This window comes from Epilithonimonas hungarica, assembly GCF_900102265.1.
Taxonomy (GTDB): Bacteria; Bacteroidota; Bacteroidia; order Flavobacteriales; family Weeksellaceae; genus Epilithonimonas; species Epilithonimonas hungarica.
In genome coordinates, this window is the sequence record NZ_FNBH01000005.1 from 136,864 (window position 1) to 150,761 (window position 13,898).

General features: G+C 35.9%; 13 protein-coding genes. 5 read left to right on the top strand and 8 right to left on the bottom strand.

Going from position 1 to position 13,898, the window contains the following annotated elements; translation table 11 throughout:
- Positions 1-11 precede the first annotated feature (11 nt).
- The 3 genes from BLT30_RS17210 to leuS form a co-directional block, all read right to left on the bottom strand.
- Positions 12-620: an ExbD/TolR family protein gene (locus BLT30_RS17210; protein ID WP_027383670.1), complete on the bottom strand. Its 609-nt coding sequence runs from the start codon at positions 618-620 to the stop codon at positions 12-14.
- Positions 621-691: 71 nt separating this feature from the next.
- Positions 692-1,555: a MotA/TolQ/ExbB proton channel family protein gene (locus tag BLT30_RS17215; protein WP_027383671.1), complete on the bottom strand. Its 864-nt coding sequence runs from the start codon at positions 1,553-1,555 to the stop codon at positions 692-694.
- 286 nt (positions 1,556-1,841) lie between these two features.
- A complete protein-coding gene (gene leuS, locus BLT30_RS17220; protein WP_089874933.1) occupies positions 1,842-4,652 on the bottom strand; it encodes a leucine--tRNA ligase in 2,811 nt (936 codons plus the stop codon).
- 444 nt (positions 4,653-5,096) lie between these two features.
- Here leuS and BLT30_RS17225 point away from each other — a divergent pair, with 444 nt between their 5' ends.
- On the top strand, positions 5,097-5,849 hold the full coding sequence (locus BLT30_RS17225; protein ID WP_089874935.1) for a glycosyltransferase family 2 protein: 753 nt from the start codon (positions 5,097-5,099) through the stop codon (positions 5,847-5,849).
- Positions 5,849-6,475: a deoxyuridine 5'-triphosphate nucleotidohydrolase gene (locus BLT30_RS17230; protein ID WP_089874937.1), complete on the top strand. Its 627-nt coding sequence runs from the start codon at positions 5,849-5,851 to the stop codon at positions 6,473-6,475. The genes BLT30_RS17225 and BLT30_RS17230 overlap by 1 nt, the downstream gene beginning before the upstream one ends.
- Positions 6,476-6,565: 90 nt before the next feature.
- Here BLT30_RS17230 and BLT30_RS17235 read toward each other — a convergent pair whose 3' ends face one another.
- Together BLT30_RS17235 and BLT30_RS17240 are read right to left on the bottom strand one after the other, a co-directional pair.
- Positions 6,566-7,822 carry a 3-deoxy-D-manno-octulosonic acid transferase gene (locus tag BLT30_RS17235; RefSeq protein ID WP_089874939.1) on the bottom strand — a complete coding sequence of 419 codons (1,257 nt, stop codon included), beginning with the start codon at positions 7,820-7,822 and terminating at the stop codon, positions 6,566-6,568.
- A 3-nt stretch (positions 7,823-7,825) separates the two neighbouring features.
- Positions 7,826-8,170 (bottom strand): cupin domain-containing protein, encoded by a 345-nt coding sequence (locus BLT30_RS17240; protein ID WP_089874941.1) that lies wholly within the window; start codon positions 8,168-8,170, stop codon positions 7,826-7,828.
- 490 nt (positions 8,171-8,660) lie between these two features.
- Between BLT30_RS17240 and rpmH the strand changes: the two genes are divergently transcribed.
- Together rpmH and BLT30_RS17250 are read left to right on the top strand one after the other, a co-directional pair.
- Positions 8,661-8,819, top strand: coding sequence for a 50S ribosomal protein L34 (gene rpmH, locus BLT30_RS17245; protein WP_007843334.1), 159 nt, complete (start codon positions 8,661-8,663; stop codon positions 8,817-8,819).
- A gap of 137 nt (positions 8,820-8,956) precedes the next feature.
- Entirely contained in the window at positions 8,957-9,667 is a 711-nt protein-coding gene (locus BLT30_RS17250; RefSeq protein WP_089874943.1) for a cell division ATP-binding protein FtsE, read from the top strand.
- 81 nt (positions 9,668-9,748) lie between these two features.
- On the opposite strand, the gene BLT30_RS18245 is transcribed toward BLT30_RS17250, so the two are convergent.
- From BLT30_RS18245 to BLT30_RS17260, 3 genes are read right to left on the bottom strand one after another with little or no spacing between them, the layout of a single operon-like run.
- Positions 9,749-10,453: a tRNA1(Val) (adenine(37)-N6)-methyltransferase gene (locus BLT30_RS18245; protein ID WP_175487227.1), complete on the bottom strand. Its 705-nt coding sequence runs from the start codon at positions 10,451-10,453 to the stop codon at positions 9,749-9,751.
- Complete coding sequence (locus BLT30_RS17255; RefSeq protein WP_175487228.1) at positions 10,454-11,908, bottom strand: sensor histidine kinase; 1,455 nt, start codon at positions 11,906-11,908, stop codon at positions 10,454-10,456.
- Positions 11,898-12,494, bottom strand: coding sequence for a riboflavin synthase (locus BLT30_RS17260; RefSeq protein WP_089874945.1), 597 nt, complete (start codon positions 12,492-12,494; stop codon positions 11,898-11,900). Before BLT30_RS17260 ends, BLT30_RS17255 begins: the two co-directional genes overlap by 11 nt.
- A 218-nt stretch (positions 12,495-12,712) precedes the next feature.
- Here BLT30_RS17260 and pdxA point away from each other — a divergent pair, with 218 nt between their 5' ends.
- A complete protein-coding gene (gene pdxA / locus BLT30_RS17265) occupies positions 12,713-13,801 on the top strand; it encodes a 4-hydroxythreonine-4-phosphate dehydrogenase PdxA (RefSeq protein ID WP_089874948.1) in 1,089 nt (362 codons plus the stop codon).
- The last annotated feature ends 97 nt before the right edge of the window (positions 13,802-13,898 follow it).

Sequence of the window (13,898 nt, forward strand, 5' to 3'; positions counted from 1 at the left end):
TTCTGTATGATTTAATTTCCAGGTTTACCTTCTTGTGATGTTATCAACCAAAATTTAAGAAAATCAATATCTCTCAAACCTTCAAATAAGCTTTTTACTTTCGGATATTTTGTACTTACGTCACCTTTTATCGCTAACTTGTAGTTAGGATTAACGGCAAGACTTTGTTGTACCCAATCAATCAATTGCTTATTTGTACTATCCATAGGGATTCCTTCTTTTGCTTTGTAAGTTTTTTGTTGGTCTTCAGGCAGATTCAAATAACTTTTAAGCTGACTCATTGGTACGCCAATCGCTTCTACTTTTGCAAATGCAGCTTTTTCCGGGTTAGTAAAAGTCATTCTGTACTTTTGTCCCATTTTATCTAAAAGTTGTATTTTTTCCGATCCATTATCTACTGGTTGAAAATAAAATACACCATCCGGAGTAACACTTACGGTCATAAGACTTGCATCAGGAAGTAACTTCTCTGATATAGAAGAAGGCGGTTTTATCTGTGCCACATCGGGCTTTTTGAACTGGGTAGTCATAATGAAGAATGTAAGAAGTAAGAATGTTACATCACACATTGCTGTCATATCCAGAGCTACACCATGTCTTTTTGGTTTAATTCTCGCCATTATTTTTGTCTATTTAACTTTTTGATGAAATTTAAAATGTAAAAATACATTTTAATAAAATGCCTAATTTCTTAGTGAAATTCAGCAAAAGATTGTTGGATGCTCATGGAAATCTCATCAATCTTGTAAGTCAAACCGTCAATTTTAGCTGTAAAATAGTTATAAAGAATAATTGCAACAGCAGAAGTACCAATACCTAAGGCTGTATTCATCAATGCTTCTGAGATACCGATTGATAAAGCAGCAGCATCAGGAGTTCCTCCTGCATCACCTAACGCCTGGAATGAACGGATCATACCGATTACCGTTCCCAATAGTGCCACCAAAGTTGCAACAGTACCAAGAGTTGATAAGATATTCATGTTTTTCTCTAACATTGGCATCTCCAAAGTTGTAGCCTCTTCGATAGCTTTGTTAAGACCTGCCATTTTTTGTTCTTTGTCTAAAGTAGTATCATGAGCCAAAGCTTTGTATGTTGTAAGACCTTCTTTTACAACATTCCCGATAGAACCTTGTTGTTTGTCACACTCTTCTAAAGCCTCGTCAACTTTGTTATTGTTAAGCAAGCTTCTGATCTTTACAACAAAATTATCAACATTTCCATTTCCCGAAGCCTTGTTCAATACGATAGCTCTCTCGATTGAAAAAACGATAACGATGATCATAAAAGTGATCAAAACAGGAACAAGTATTCCTCCCATATAGATAACACCCAATCCATGAGGATGAAGTTCTTTACTTTCGATGTCAGCAAATGCTACTGAAGGAGCGCCTGCAATACGAGCATCTTCTTGAAAGTTTGAAGGATTACCTAATACAAATAAAAAGATCGCAATACCTACAGCCAATAAAATTGGGATGATTATAGCAGGATTAAGACCTCCCTTTTTTCTAGCAACTACTTGCTCGTCTGTTTTTGAAACATTCATTTCCATATTAAAACTAAATTATAATTGTTAAATTTTATCGTGTAAAATAAAGTCAATTTTTTGAAAAATGCAAAATTATTTTCTGTTTGACTTGTAATTTTTTTATCTATTAAATCAGCTTATTTTAATTATTAATTAAATCGAAGCAGTGTTTTTATGAATTCATTATCTCTTTTGGAAACATTAATGGAAGATATACAAATTTGTCATACATAAATTATGATTTTAATTTCTATAATTTCCAATGGCGAGAATAATAATTTTTCTTAATCTTTCACAAGGCTTTCTTAAATCAGCTAACAATATTAATGATTTTCTTCGGTACGAATATGAAATTTTTAACTGATTTATCTCCTAAAAACTTCTTCACGTCATCATTCTCCATCATTAGTTTTTCGACTTCTTCCTTACCAAGTTCAGCAGCTAATTTGATTTTGAATTTCATCTTTCCATTGAAGCTTACCGGATAATCTATCTCATCCTCAACAAGATAGCTTTCATCAAGAGTTGGGAACGGTTCAAATTCAATAGAAGCATTATTTCCGAGCAAATTCCATACCTCTTCACAAATATGTGGTGCATATGGTGAGATAATAACAGCCAAAGGTTGCAAAATATTGCGTTTATTACATTTTAATTTCTGCAATTCGTTCACAGCAATCATAAATGATGATACAGAAGTGTTGAAAGAAAAATTCTCAATATCGAAATTCACCTTCTTTATTAAGGTGTGAAGGATTTTATATTCCTCTTTCGTCGGCTCTTCATCAGAAACTTCAAAACTATCATTGTTGAAATACAAGTTCCAGAATTTCTTCAGGAAACCATAAACACCGCTTAATCCTTGTGTGTTCCAAGGTTTGGATTGTTCTAAAGGACCAAGGAACATTTCGTACAACCTTAAACCGTCTGCTCCGTATTCATTACATATATCATCTGGATTGACAACATTGTAAGTTCTTTTAGACATTTTATCAACTTCCCTTTCGGTTATTAACTTTCCATCTTCAAGAATAAACTCAGCATCATTAAATTCTGGACGCCAAACTCTAAGTTTTTCAACATCAATTTCATCTGTTGTTCCAATCAACATAGAAATATCAACAGGAATTCTTTGAGTTTGATATTCGTTTGCAAGATTTTTAGAAACAATTTTATTTGTTCCATCAATTCTATGAATTAACGCACTCATCCCCAAAATCATCCCTTGATTAATCAACTTTTGGAAAGGCTCATTTTGCTCAATATAACCTCTGTCTTTCAAGAACATATTCCAAAAACGGGAATACAACAAATGACCAGTTGCGTGCTCGCTTCCTCCTATGTATAAATCAACTTGTCCCCAATAATCGGTCAGTTCTTTTTTAGCAAAAACCTCATCGTCGTTCGGGTCCATATATCTCAGGAAATACCACGAACTTCCTGCCCAACCTGGCATCGTCGATAATTCCAAAGGGAAAACTGTTTTGTCATCAATCAAATCCGTGTCAACCACTTTTTGATTCGCCTCGTCCCACGCAAATGTTTTCGCATTTCCTAATGGTGGGTCACCGTCTTCTGTCGGTAGATATTTTTCAACCTCAGGAAGTTCTAAAGGCAAAGCGGAATTTGGCAAAGTGTAAGGCATTCCGTCCTTATAATAGATAGGAACCGGCTCGCCCCAATATCTTTGTCTGGAGAAAATCGCATCACGCTGTCTGTAATTCGTCGTTCCGTGACCAATTCCTCGGTTTTCGATTTCAACAATTATTTTGGATTTCGCATCCTTATAATTAAAGCCGTTCAGGAAATCAGAATTCACACAAACTGAATCTTTGGAATCGTAAGCTTCTTCCTGAACATCCACATCAGATTCTACAACCTTGATAATTTCCAATCCGAATTTCTTTGCAAATCTATGGTCACGCTCGTCGTGTGCAGGAACGGCCATCACAGCTCCGGTTCCGTAACCCATCAACACATAATCCGAAATATAAACCGGAATTTTCTTCCCAGTAAACGGATTGATGGCATAACTTCCCGTGAAAGCACCACTCACGTTTTTCACGTCAGCCATCCTATCACGTTCTGTTTTTTTGGAAGTTTCTTCTATATAATGATCAACCTCAGTTTTTTGTTCTGGAGTTGTTAAATTCTGAACCAAAGGATTTTCCGGCGCCAAAACCATAAAGGTCGCTCCGAAAATCGTGTCAGGTCTTGTCGTAAAAACTTCAATCGTTTCTCCATTTTCAGTTGCGAATCTCACCTGCGCTCCCTGAGATTTTCCAATCCAATATTCCTGAGCATCCTTCAACGGTTGTGGCCAATTCAAAGTTTTAAGGCCTTGCAACAATCTTTCCGAGTATGCAGAAATCCTCATACTCCACTGCATCATTTTCTTTTGAAAAACAGGATAACCGCCTCTTTCGGATTTCCCGTCTTTTATTTCGTCGTTTGCTAAAACAGTTCCGAGAGCCGGACACCAATTCACGGTAGTTTCCGCACGGAAGGCCAGACGATAATTCAATAATATCTCTTCTTTCTTAATATCAGAATAATTTTTCCATTCTTCTGAAGTGAAATTTAATTCTTCATTTTGATTGGCATTCAAACCTTCCGTTCCTTTTTCTTCAAAATGTTTGATTAAGGTTTCGATAGATTCCGCCTTGTCCGTATCTTTATTGTACCAGGAATGAAACAACTGGATGAAAATCCATTGCGTCCATTTGTAATAAGAAGCGTCCGAAGTTCTCACTTCCCGGCTCCAGTCAAATGAAAAACCAATTTTTCTTAATTGCTCCTCGTATCTCGTTATATTTTGTTCAGTCGTAATTGCAGGATGCGTTCCGGTTTGTATTGCATATTGCTCAGCAGGAAGTCCAAAACTGTCATAACCAATCGGATGCAAAACGTTAAAACCCTGATGTCTCTTGAATCTCGCATAGATATCCGATGCGATGTATCCCAGCGGATGCCCCACGTGAAGTCCAGCTCCGGAAGGATACGGGAACATATCGAGGACGTAGAATTTCGGTTTATCGGTTGAGTCGGAAGTCTTGTAAGTTTGGTTGTCTTCCCAGTATTTCTGCCACTTTTTTTCTATCTGCTGATGGTCGTAAAACATTCTATAAATTAAGAATTAATAATGAATAATTTTTTAAGATTCACAAAGTTAAGATTTTGAAATAAATAGACAATTTTAAATTTTCGGATTCACTTTTTCAACATTTATAATTATTTGGGCACCTTTATCCGTCCTCCGTTCTCGCTTTTTTATTTTCCCAATCCTCTCCCAACGCAAAAAATAAAAAGAGCTCCACTCAGGCCGGGGCGCAGATTCCCACTTCGAATCAGCATTTGTCATAACCACACGTTTGTCATTCCGTAGGAATCTAAACAAAGCTGTCGAGATTCCTACGGAATGACAAATAGTATGAAATCATTAAATAACAGTCAGTATTACATTTGTCACACTGAGCGGAGTCAAAGTGTTCTCGCAATCAAAAAGTCTTTTATCTTTCATCTATTATCTTAAAGTCTATATCTTTATCTTTGTAAAAAATCGCAAGTGCCGGAAATCTCAATCATCACACCGAGTTACAATTCTTCAAAATATCTTGATGAAACCATCAGTTCTGTCCTCAATCAAACTTTCCAAGATTGGGAATGGCTGATTACTGATGATTGTTCCACAGACAATTCCGTAGAAATTCTTGAAAAACAAAACGACCCAAGAATCAAAGTTTTCAAAGCTGAAAAAAATGGAGGTGCCGGACACGCAAGAAATATTTCGTTGGAGAATGCAACCGGAAGATTCATAACTTTTCTGGACGCCGACGATTTTTGGGAACCGAATTTCCTCGAAGAAATGGTCAGCTTTATGAAATCTGAAAATGCAGAACTGGCCTACTCTACTTATTCCCGCTGCGATGAAAATCTGAATCCGGTTTTAGGCGATTTCGAAGCGGATACGATTGTCAATTTCAACAACCTTTTGAAAACCTGCAGATTGTCTTTGTTAGCATCAATGTACGATTCCAAAAGAGTTGGGAAATTTTATTTTCCGGAAGGTACAAAACGAGAAGACCACGTAATGTGGCTGGAACTTTTGAAGAAAATACCACAGGGAAAACCCTTAAAAAAGACTTTATCAAAATATCGAATGCTTCCCAACAGCGTTTCCCGAAATAAAACGAATATTATGAAGGACCAATATTTGGTTTATAAAGATTATATGAAATTTTCGACTCTGAAATCGTTGTATTACACGGCAAATTGGGCATTTAACGGTTTTATTAAATATTCAAAAATCTTCAATTAATGGAATATTCAAAAGAATTCAAACAGGCTTTGAGCGAATTTTCTCCATCAGAAAAAGACAAATTGATTTTCCGATTGTTGAAGAAAGATAAATTGCTTTCCAAAAAACTCTATTTTGAATTGATTGACCTTGAAACGGTTGATGACAAACGAGATGCAATGGAAGAAATCATCCGTGAGAAAGTTACATTGGCTTCAAAATACATTGCAAATCAAAAATATTTCCTCGTTCTTATCAGAAAAATAAGTGCAGAAATCACAGAACACGTGAAAATCACAACGGATAAATTTGGCGATGTTTCCTTGAATTTATTTTTAATTAATGAAATCCTGGAACACAACGAAAAACTTGGAACACAAAGATTTGACAATGTTTACAAACTTTATATTTATCTCATTAATAAAATCTTCAAAGCATTGATTTTAACGAAAAAACTGGACGAAGATTACTGGATGGAAATCGATAAATTCCTTGAAAACCTCAATGAAAAAATAGATGGAAATATTTATTTCCAGAAACTTTGCATCAATAATGGATTGGATTTCAACTGGCTGAAATCTGAGAACATTCCAGAACATTTTGAGTTGATTGTGAAAGGAATTAAGAGTGAAGGATTTTCGAGGTAATCTTTTAACCACAAAAGACACCAAGCTTTCCACAAAACACACAATCAAGCATTTAGCGGGCCTTGTGCAAAAACTTTGTGAACCTTGTGTTTAAGACATGATTTTCCTCAAAATAATCTCTGTAGAGTTTGGCTGAGAAGCTACAAAATCACCGGCGTTTTTCGCCATTTCTTTCAAGTAAGAAACTTCGCCTTCTTCTGTGGTCAAATCTTTTTTCATCATTTCCTCGATGAAAACTGAAGCAGCCACAAAATCATCAAAACTTTTTCCGCCTTTTGCTTCAATCAGCGCATCTGCTTCCGGATTTTTCTTGTACTGGTTGCCAAAGATCACAGGAACGCCATAGACCGCTGCCTCCAAGATATTGTGTAATCCTGTCGAATGAAAACCGCCACCAACAACTGCCAGATCCGCATAAGAATACAATTTGGAAAGTTTACCGATGCTATCTATGATTAGAGTTTGAGAGTTTGAGAGTTCAGGGATGTGAGAATTTGTAAGAGAACTGTATAATATAGCGTTCGGAAATAATCTTTGCAAATGTGGGACCCGATGCAGATCGTGAGGTGCAATTACAATTTTGGTTTCGGGGAGTTTTTTTACAAGAACCTGTGCAATATCCTCTTCCGCCTGCCAGCTGCTTCCCAATATGATCAGTTTTTGATCAGCCTTGAATTCTTCTATAAATTCCAAATGATTATCTCTTTCGAGAAATTGTTTCACTCTGTCAAATCTTGTGTCTCCTGAAACTGTAGAATTGGCCAACCCGATTTTTTTTGCCAAAGCTAAAGACTTGATTGTCTGATGAAAAAACCAATCAATGTTTTTCTGCAGTTGTTTTGCAAACCACTTCCCATAATTTTCAAAAAATACCTGATGTTCATAAAACAGAGCCGAAATCACATAGATTTTTGTTTTGCGATTTTTTAACTCTTCTAAAAGATTATACCAATAATCATATTTCACAGTGAAGAAAATCTCAGTTTCAAAAGTGGAAACAAACTCTTTCACGTCTTTTTTCCTATCAAAGGGCAAGTAACAAATCGCGTCCGCAATCTGTTTTCTTTTCTTTACGTTTTCATAACCCGAAGGTGAGAAAAAAGTCACCAAAGTTTTATGTTCTGGGAACTGTTCCTTCAATTTTTCGAGAACAGGCAAACCTTGTTCGTATTCGCCTAAACTTGCTGCGTGCATCCAAAGTACCTTTTTCCCTTTAATTTTTTCACGAACGATCTTCAAAGATTCTTTTCTTCCTCGCACTCCTTTTTTTGCTTTTGAATCGAAGAGTGAGAGGACTTTCATCCCGAAACTCATTAAATGAATAGAAAGATTATATAGAGATCTCATCTTTTATTTTTCTACTGCAAATCTATCATTATTTGTTGAAGGATTTGATATGACGAGAAATTCCAAATCGATATCCGACCTGTTTTCTATCAAATGATTTTTATTAGGAGTGATATGAAATCCTGAATGTTCTGCGACTTCAAAAGTTGCTCCATCTACTGTAAAAGTTGCTTTTCCTTTCAAAATAAAGAAAAATTGTTGCGCATTTTTATGAAAATGCAATTGCTCTTTTGAACGAGGCGGCATCGTTTCCAGTTTAATAGAAAGATTCTCTGAGTTCAGCAAAATCCAGCTGTCACAATTTTCACCCCAAAAATAATGTTCAGAGTTTTGTTTTGATTTTATCATCTTTGACTTTTCTATTACAAATATAATTGAGACTTTTAGAAAACAGAACTTTTCAATTCAAATCAGACACTTCGATGGAGTTTATGTTGAGCGAAGTCGAAATGCTCTGTGTGACAGCTCTAATACTAAGCATAATATTTCAACATTGTTAGTCTGAGCGGAGTCGAAGACTTTTGTTTAATGTTTTCATATCTTTCCTAATAACAAATGCTATTATGATGCTGAATCCGCAGCCCGACTTGAGCGGAAATCCTTTTTTGCGCGTAATCCAGTTCTATGATTGTGAAAACTTCTGCAAAAAAGATTGACTTCGTCGAACCACTTCGTTAGGTTTGGGAGCGGAAGGCGGAAATAGCTGCCCAAATTATTAGAATAAATGGAAAGTGAAAAATTAACACAAAAAAGTTTTTAAATATTTGCCACTCAAAATAAAATCTCTATATTTGCAGTCTGAAAATAAAAAGATAATTACGAACTAAATATATTAGTGATGAGTAAAAGAACATTCCAACCATCTGAAAGAAAAAGAAGAAACAAACACGGTTTCCGTGAAAGAATGTCTACACCGAACGGAAGAAGAGTGTTGGCAGCTAGAAGAGCGAAAGGCAGAAAGAGTTTAACTGTTAGTGCATCTCGCGCTAAGAGATAATTTTCTTTAATTATCATATACAAAAAATGCTTGAATGATTTTCAAGCATTTTTTGTTGTTAAAATTTGCCAAAAGTAAAAGCGGAAAAATAAGTTTTTGCTATTTTTGAACTTCACAAACTTTCAATTTCCGAAATTATGCCGCATAGAAATGACCCAGGTATCGATATTATAGATTTGAGCAGCGCCAAAATTGTTCAGAAAAACTTTACTGTTCTTAATAATGTAGACCTTCATATCAAGAAAGGAAAATTCTGTTATCTGATCGGGAAAACAGGCTCGGGAAAAAGTTCACTTTTGAAAGTTCTTTACGGACAACTTCCTTTACAGGGCGGAAGCGGACAAGTTGCAGGCTTTGATCTGAAAAAACTGAAGCAATCTGATGTTCCTAACCTGAGAAGAAAATTAGGAATCGTTTTCCAGGATTTCCAATTGTTATCTGATAGAAATATTGAGAAGAATCTTCTTTTCGTTCTGCAGGCAACAGGCTGGAAAGACAAACATAAAATGGAAACGAGAATCGATGAAGTTTTGTCAAGCGTTGGAATGAAAACCAAAAAGCACAAAATGCCGCATCAACTTTCCGGAGGAGAACAACAACGTGCTGCAATTGCAAGAGCGCTTCTGAATCACCCTGAATTGATCCTTGCCGATGAGCCAACGGGAAATCTCGACCCGGAAACGTCTAACGATATTATGACGCTTTTGAAAAACCTTGCGGAGGAAAACCATTGCGCTGTTGTAATGGCGACACACGATTATCATATGATCCAGAATTATCCTGGCGAAGCTATCAGATGTGAAAATGGCGAAGTTTCTGTTTTGGATACTGCGGAACTTTTTGAGTGAAAATCAGAAGTTAGAGATTAGAATTTATATGTTAGATTTCAAATTCTAATGTTTTTAAAATATAGGACCTCTCTGAAAATTTCAGAGAGGTTTTTTGTTGAATAAATGGAAATCTTTTGTAAGCTCCAGATATTCATCCGAATAAACTCTTGGAGACTTTTCTATGACGAAGTTTTCTACTTTTATCTCTGACTTTTTTAAAGAATATTCCAAAACTACTCTTTTTGGCTCAGCGGTTTTGATTCCTTTGATGATAACTTTTCTTTGAAGGAATAAATTATTCTCTGAACAAATTTGGGCGAATTCTTTTTCAGAATCAATTGGAATAATAACAGAAAACAAACCTTTATCATAAAGTAATTGCGAAGCTTTTCGAATTAGATCAAAGAAATCCAATTCCAATCTTTGCCTTGCCAAAATATCTTTCCCAGAACTATTAATTTCAAAATAAGGCGGATTTGAAATGATCAAATCAAACTTTTCATCAGTCCAAAAATCTTTAAAATCCTTAAGCTGGCTTTTAATTCTATCTGAAAAAATTGAGTTAGAGAAATTATATTGTGAAATGTTGACTGCTTCCGAATTAATATCAATTGCTAAAATATTGACGTTTCGATTTCTTTGTGCCAACATCAAAGAAATAATCCCTGTTCCAGTTCCAACCTCAAGGATTTGTTTTGCATTAGCAACGGTCGACAAAGCTCCCAACAGAACTGCATCTGTTCCTACTCGGAAAACATCAGAACTTTGATCGATATCAAATTGTTGAAATCGGAAAGGCTTCATTTATAAATTAGACGGCATTGAGATGGTGAAAGTTGCGCCTTTATCAACTTCTGAAACCACAGTTATCGTTCCGTTGTAATCTTCCACCATTCGTTTTACCATTGTTAATCCGATTCCCATTCCACTATTTTTTGAAGTGAAATTCGGGTCAAATATTTTATTGATTTTATCATCAGAAATCCCCACTCCATTATCCTGAACAGTTATTCGGATTCGTTTTTCAATTTTTTCCAAATCAACATTGATAACAGATCTCCTGTCATCAGCTTTTGCCTGACTTGCATTCGTCACAAGATTGGTAATGATTCTCGCCATATAATCTTTATCGATCTTCATCATTATATTATCGTGATTGGCGTGTACAAAGATATTTTCATCACTGAAAATCGTCAGCACATTTTTGATTTCTTTATTCAGGGAGATTTCTTCATCGTTCTTCTTGGGTAATTGCGCAAATTCGGAAAAAGCACTCGCTACTCTACTGATGACATCGATCTGACCAATCACAACCTCGCTAAGGTTTTTAACTTTCGCAGTGATATTTGGGTCATTCGGGTCAAATTTTCTTTCAAAATTCTGCATCATCAGCTTCATTGGTGTGAGCGGATTTTTAACTTCGTGCGCCACTTGTTTTGCCATCTCCTGCCAAGCCGATTGTTTCTCGATATAGCTTAGGCGTTCCCTTTGGTCTGCTATCTCGGAAATCATTTTATTATAAGCTTTCACCAAGGCATTGAGCTCATCATTCTTATAATATTTGATAGGCTGAAGATTTTTATCAAATAAGTTGATTCGGCTGATCATTGATGTAAAACGTGTAATCGCTTTCGTCAAATTATTCGAAATGATCCAGCTTAACCAAATACTGAACAAAACGATCAAAAGATTAATCCCAATGATGTAGGCAAAATAATGTTTGAAAACCATCATATAGGCACTCTCATTGTGATAATACGGAAAATAAACATAAGCGATATTTTCCAGCATATTGTTTTTCAGAACCATATAGGAAGAAACAATGGTAGCCTCTAATTTTTCATCATAAGACTTGTCATCGTATTGCTTCCCGTTTTTCTTGATTGCCGTTATAACATCCGCAGGCATTTTTTTCTGAGCAACAAGATTCGGCTCTTTATTAGAAAGGAGATAATTTCCGTTCAGGTCATAGATGATAATATCGTGTTTGTTGATATCTGCAATCTCGTAGATTTTGTTTTCGAGAACCGTGGGAATATCTTTGGTCTCGACCTGGACATGACTGAGTGCATAATCCAAAGAAGACATCAGCGCTTCGGATTTGTTCTGCATATCCGTTTTGCTCTGCTTCTTGGCATTGTCGCGCAAAATCACAAATGACAAAACTGCCGAAGTAAGAATACTAAGGAAGCAAATCGCCAAAAACCCAACAAAAACCCTGTTTCTTAACCGGTAACCTTTATAATCACTAAATGACATTTTGTTTTTTCAAAAGTTTCGCAACATACTTGCCGATAATATCGAATTCCAGATTCACGACATCACCTTTTTTCAGATGCTTCATATTCGTAAACTCCCAAGTGTAGGGAATTATTGCCACAGAAAACTGATTTTTTCCACTTTCTGCAACAGTCAGGCTCGTTCCGTTTACCGTAATCGAGCCCTGCGGAACTGTCGTATATTCTACAGACTCTTCGTAATTAATTGTAATAAAATAACTTCCGTTCTGGTCTTCTATACTTTCCACAGTTCCTGTTTTATCCACGTGTCCTTGAACAACGTGACCATCCAATCTACCTTCGAATTTCAAACAGCGTTCCAAATTCACTTCCGTTCCAACATCCCAGAATCCAAGATTGGTTTTTTCCAGCGTTTCATTGATGGCAGTTACCTTATAAGTATCATTATTAATTTCAACAACAGTAAGGCAACAACCGTTGTGGGCAAGGCTTTGGTCGATTTTCAATTCGTGGGTGAAAGGACAACTTAGTACAAAATCGATATTACTTTCGTTTTTGTCAATTTTCTCAACTTTTCCGGTCGCTTCTATTATTCCTGTGAACATTTGTTTTGTGATTTAATATTTTTTTAGGAGCCTAATCCCGCTTTCCACCATATCTTTTTCTTTTTTAGCAAAAAAAGAAAAAAGATGCCGTTTCAATCGGGGCTATTTACTTTGCATTTTAAAATCATTTATAATAATATTAAGCAAAGAATGGTTAAAAAACTAACCTAAAAAAACGTAATTTTGTAAAATTCATTTTAAACGTCAAAGATAAGCAAATGAGCTCCAAACACCATAAGATCAGAGTAGGAATTTCCATCGGCGATTTCAACGGAATCGGCCCAGAAATTATCCTAAAGTCTCTGAAAGACAAAAGCATCACAGATTTTTTCACGCCAATTATATTTGGCTCAGGAAAACTGTTTACTTATCAGAAGAACATTTTCAAGCTGCAGACCAATTTCAATTACATCAATTCTGCAAAAGAAGCTCAGGGCGGGAAAATCAATATGGTAAATCTTACCAAGGAGAATAGCAATGTAGAATTCGGTGTTCCTACGGAAGAATCCACAAAAATGGCGATTGACTCTTTGGAAAAAGCCACACAGGCACTTTTAGATAACGAAATCGATGTTATCGTAACCGCGCCTATTAATAAGGATGAAATGATGAAATATGGTTTTGCTCATGCAGGGCACACTGGTTATTTCGAAGAAAAAGCCGGGAAAAAAGCGATAATGTTTATGGTAACCAACAATTTGAAAGTGGCCGTTTCCACACATCATATTCCTGTTGCAGAGATCGCACAGAACATTTCCAAAGAGAAATTGAAAAAGCAGATCACTCAGCTGTCCAAAACTTTAAAAGAGGATTTCTGCGTGGAAAAACCGAAAATTGCAGTTTTGGGACTCAATCCACACGCTGGAGACGGTGGTGTAATCGGCAAAGAAGAAATAGAGATCATAGAACCTGCGATAAAAGAACTTTTCAACAATGGAACTTTGGCCTTTGGACCATATCCGGCGGACAGTTTTTTCCAGCCAGAAAAATATAAAGCTTTCGATGCAGTTTTGGCAATGTACCACGATCAGGGATTGGCGCCATTCAAGACAATTGCCTATGAAGAAGGCGTGAACTATTCCGCAGGTTTACCTTTTATCAGGACATCTCCGGACCACGGTGTTGCTTATGATATTGCAGGAAAAAACCAGGCAGACGAAAGATCTTTTTCAGAAGCAATTTTTACAGCAATTCACATTTTTAAAAACAGAGAAGAATATCACGACCTGATGAGCAATCGTCTTCGTCCGAAAGCTACCCATGTAAATAATGGTATAGACGAGGACCTTCCTATGGAAAATAATTAGACAAAAAAACCAAGCTTTTATGAAGTAATTTTTTGTAGTTCAAGTATTTCCAAAAAAGATTTTGTTATTTAAAAAAAATAAATTATTTTTGCAAACC

What these genes read in the sequence shown, in the direction of transcription:
- BLT30_RS17215 (WP_027383671.1), bottom strand. Translation starts at nt 1,555, where the DNA reads ATGGAAATGAATGTTTCAAAAACAGACGAGCAAGTAGTTGCTAGAAAA.
- BLT30_RS17240 (WP_089874941.1), bottom strand. Translation starts at nt 8,170, where the DNA reads ATGATAAAATCAAAACAAAACTCTGAACATTATTTTTGGGGTGAAAAT.
- leuS (WP_089874933.1), bottom strand. Translation starts at nt 4,652, where the DNA reads ATGTTTTACGACCATCAGCAGATAGAAAAAAAGTGGCAGAAATACTGG.
- BLT30_RS17210 (WP_027383670.1), bottom strand. Translation starts at nt 620, where the DNA reads ATGGCGAGAATTAAACCAAAAAGACATGGTGTAGCTCTGGATATGACA.
- BLT30_RS18245 (WP_175487227.1), bottom strand. Translation starts at nt 10,453, where the DNA reads ATGAAGCCTTTCCGATTTCAACAATTTGATATCGATCAAAGTTCTGAT.
- BLT30_RS17260 (WP_089874945.1), bottom strand. Translation starts at nt 12,494, where the DNA reads ATGTTCACAGGAATAATAGAAGCGACCGGAAAAGTTGAGAAAATTGAC.
- pdxA (WP_089874948.1), top strand. Translation starts at nt 12,713, where the DNA reads ATGAGCTCCAAACACCATAAGATCAGAGTAGGAATTTCCATCGGCGAT.
- BLT30_RS17230 (WP_089874937.1), top strand. Translation starts at nt 5,849, where the DNA reads ATGGAATATTCAAAAGAATTCAAACAGGCTTTGAGCGAATTTTCTCCA.
- BLT30_RS17255 (WP_175487228.1), bottom strand. Translation starts at nt 11,908, where the DNA reads ATGTCATTTAGTGATTATAAAGGTTACCGGTTAAGAAACAGGGTTTTT.
- rpmH (WP_007843334.1), top strand. Translation starts at nt 8,661, where the DNA reads ATGAGTAAAAGAACATTCCAACCATCTGAAAGAAAAAGAAGAAACAAA.
- BLT30_RS17250 (WP_089874943.1), top strand. Translation starts at nt 8,957, where the DNA reads ATGCCGCATAGAAATGACCCAGGTATCGATATTATAGATTTGAGCAGC.
- BLT30_RS17235 (WP_089874939.1), bottom strand. Translation starts at nt 7,822, where the DNA reads ATGAGATCTCTATATAATCTTTCTATTCATTTAATGAGTTTCGGGATG.